At 74.7% G+C, this 1,578-nt stretch carries 1 protein-coding gene; it reads left to right on the top strand.

Translation table 11 applies throughout. From position 1 onward, the window contains the following. Positions 1–1,423: high frequency lysogenization protein HflD (locus ABZ641_RS36710; protein ID WP_359988883.1), on the top strand; the 1,423-nt coding region annotated here is incomplete at its 5' end. Positions 1,424–1,578 lie beyond the last annotated feature (155 nt).

Raw genomic sequence — 1,578 nt, 5'->3', positions numbered from 1 at the left:
CCTGAAGGTGACGACCGACCAGCCCGCCGCGACCCTGGCCTGGAGCACCGAGTCGGCGCAGTTCGTCTACCAGGACGGCGCCGCGGGCCTGCGCACCAGCAGACTCGAATGCACGCTGCGGGCGGCCCTGCACCTTCCCGCTGCGGGCACCACCCTCCACATCGCCAGCGGCAGCGACCCCGGCCGGGTCGGCTGGAACGAGATCACCGCCCGCGGCGACGGCACCACCCTCGACCACGCGGACGTCCCCGCCCGCTCCGTCTCGAACGAACTGCGCGACTACCCGCGCGACCTGCTGGCCAGCCCGCAGGGAGTGACCCGCGCCGAGGTCCACGCCCGGCCCGGCGGCGGCGCCGCGGCGGTCGGGACCACCATCCGGGTGGACGGCTCCGGTCCCACGACCTGGCTGGCCGGCCTAGACGCCAAGCTCACCCGGCTCGGCGCCGCGCAGCGGCTCACCCTGCCGGTGGGCCTGCTCGCCGTGCTGCTCGCCATCGTGCTCGGCGCCGGCCACGCGCTGCTGCCCGGCCACGGCAAGACGGTGATGGCCGCCTACCTGGCCGGGCGGCGCGGCCGGACCCGCGACGCGGTCACCGTCGGCGCCACCGTCACCGTGACCCACACGGCCGGCGTCCTCGTCCTCGGACTGGGCCTGACCACCTTCTCCTCACTGGCCGGTGACGTCCTCCTCGGGTGGCTGGGCGTGCTCAGCGGCGCCTTGGTCGCCCTCGTCGGCGTCGGGCTGCTGCGCGACGCGGTCCGGCGTGTGCGCTCGGGCGGTCTCGTGCGCCGCACCCCGGTCACCGACCGCCCCGAGAGCGGCGCGGAACCTGCGAAGGAACTCGCTCACGCGACGACGGCACCCACGCCGACAAGCCGTCACGACCCCATGCACCCGCATACGCACGACCACCACGACCACGAGGCCGGCGCAGCGCACGACCACCACGCGCACGACCACCACGACCATGCGCACCACGACCATGCGCACCACGCGCACGGGCACGGGCACGCGCACCACGACCCTGACCAACCCCACAGCCACCGACATGGACTGCTCGGCGGAAGCCGCCATCACCACCACGAGCCCGGTTCGGGCCGGCGCAGCCTCATCGGGCTGGGCATTGCGGGCGGACTGGTACCCAGCCCGTCCGCCCTGGTCGTCCTGCTGGGCGCCGTTGCACTCGGCCGGACACTCTTCGGTGCGGCCCTGGTGGTCGCATACGGCCTCGGCATGGCCGCCACCCTCACCATCGTCGGGCTGCTCCTCGTCCGGGTCGGCGACCGCATGGCCGGTGCGGCAGACGGCCCGCTCCTCGGCCGGCTGCGCCGGATCACCCCGTACAGCGGTCTGCTGACCGCGCTGCTGATCCTGACGGTGGGGCTGGGCCTGATGGTCCGCAGCCTGCCGTCGACCCTGTGACGAACCCCTTCCCCCTACCGGAGGCCGACCGCCATGACCACCCGACCGGCGCACCTGCTGTGCCTCGCCCTTCTCGCCGCTCCCCTCCTGACCGCCTGCGCCACCGGGCGGGACGGCAGCTTCGACGCCCAACCCGGCACACCGTCCCCGAGCTG

It is taken from the genome of Kitasatospora sp. NPDC007106 (genome assembly GCF_040634455.1).
Classification (GTDB): domain Bacteria; phylum Actinomycetota; class Actinomycetes; order Streptomycetales; family Streptomycetaceae; genus Kitasatospora; species Kitasatospora arboriphila.
The sequence above is the reverse complement of the archived record's forward strand: the minus strand, read 5'-3'. Positions and strand labels throughout refer to the sequence as shown.